This window comes from Alcanivorax sp. HI0044, from assembly GCF_001634945.1.
This window is the reverse complement of the sequence record NZ_LWEZ01000034.1, coordinates 1-1,592: the sequence shown is the minus strand read 5'-3', so window position 1 is coordinate 1,592 and position 1,592 is coordinate 1. Positions and strand designations below refer to the sequence as shown.

The 1,592-nt window shown below is 61.7% G+C and carries 3 protein-coding genes; all 3 read right to left on the bottom strand.

Translation table 11 applies throughout. The features are described 5' to 3' along the window. Positions 1-459 (bottom strand): sulfate/molybdate ABC transporter ATP-binding protein (locus tag A3730_RS00385; protein WP_156500703.1); only part of this gene is annotated, 459 nt, incomplete at its 3' end. Further along, positions 456-1,310: a sulfate ABC transporter permease subunit CysW gene (gene cysW / locus A3730_RS00380; RefSeq protein ID WP_063537217.1), complete on the bottom strand. Its 855-nt coding sequence runs from the start codon at positions 1,308-1,310 to the stop codon at positions 456-458. The genes cysW and A3730_RS00385, both read right to left, overlap by 4 nt. 2 nt (positions 1,311-1,312) lie before the next feature. After that, the coding region (locus A3730_RS00375) for an ABC transporter permease subunit (RefSeq protein WP_156500701.1) at positions 1,313-1,592 on the bottom strand (280 nt) is incomplete at its 5' end.

The window sequence follows — 1,592 nt, the reverse complement described above, 5'->3', positions numbered from 1 at the left end:
CAGGGCCAGTGCCCGGGCCAGGGCCACGCGCTGTTTCTGCCCGCCGGATAATTGGGCCGGGTAGCGGCCGGCCAGGTGGCCAAGCTGGACCAGATCCAGCAGTTCATTCACCCGTTGGCGAATGTCGCCACGTGAGGGGCGTTCCTTGCGTGGCAGCATACGCAGGCCAAAAGCCACGTTGTCGGCCACGGTCAGGTGGCGGAACAGGGCATATTGCTGAAACACAAAGCCGACTTTGCGCTTGCGTACGTCCAGGTTGGTGACGTCCTTGCCGTGGAACAGCACCTTGCCTTGGTCGGCTTTTTCCAGCCCGGCGATGATGCGCAGCAGGGTGGTCTTGCCGGAACCGGAGGGGCCGAGCAGGCCGACCAGCTGGCCTTCCTGAACATCCAGATTGATGTCGTCCAGCGCGGTGAAATCGCCGAAACGCTTTTGAATCTGTTCGACACGAATGCTCATGGAGTGTCCTGTTCGGTTTTCTGTTCAGTGGCATTGTCCGTGTTGTGCTGTGTGGCCCATTCCAGCACGGTTTTCAGCAGCAGGGTAACCAGCGCCATGGCGGCCAGCAGGCCGGCCGCGGTAAAGGCGCCCACGGTGTTGTAGTCCTGATTCCACATCTGCACCAGCAAGGGCAGGGTCAGGGTCTGCCCGCGAATCAGGCCGGAGACCACGCTCACCGCACCGAATTCACCCACCGCCCGGGCGTTGGTGAGTACCACCCCGTACAGCAGCGCCCAGCGGATTTTCGGCAGGGTGACATACCAGAAAGCCTGCCAGCCGGAGGCGCCAAGAATGATGGCTGCTTCTTCTTCGTGCTGGCCCTGGGACTCCATTAACGGAATCAGCACCCGTGCCACATAGGGGCAGGTAACAAAAACGGTGACCATGACCATGCCGGGCAGGGCGAACATGAGCTGCACGCCCATGCCGCTGAACCAGTTACCCACCACGCTCTGGGCCCCGTACACCACCAGATAACACAGCCCGGCGACCACCGGGCTCATGGCGAAGGGGATGTCGATAAGGGTGCTGAGCAGTTTGCGGCCGCGGAACTCGTAACGGGTAACGCACCAGGCCAGCAGAATGCCGAACAGCAAGTTCACTGGCACGGTGATTAACGCGACGATCAGGGTCAGCTTGATGGCGCCGAGCATGTCCGGGTTGGTCAGATTCTGTTGCACCATGGCCCAGCCCTGGCTGAAGGCTTCGGTGAAAATCAGCGCCAGTGGCATCACCAGCAAGATGGCGACCGCAGCAAACGCTGCGATGACAAGAAGCCACTGATGCCAGTGGCGGGGGCGTTCATGCATGGTCAGTGCCCCTTCCAGCGACGGGTCAGACGGGACTGCACCAGCTGGATGCCGAAGAGCAGCACCAGTGAAGCGACCAGGATCACCGAGGCCAGCGCGCTGGCGGCGGCGTAGTCGAATTCATCCAGGCGGATGTTGACCAGCAGCGACAGGATTTCGGTTTCGAAGGGCATATTGCCGGCGATGAAAATCACCGCACCGTATTCCCCCAGACTGCGGGTAAAGGCCAGGGCAGTGCCGGTGAGCAGGGCTGGCATCAGCTGCGCGAGGATCACCCGCGTA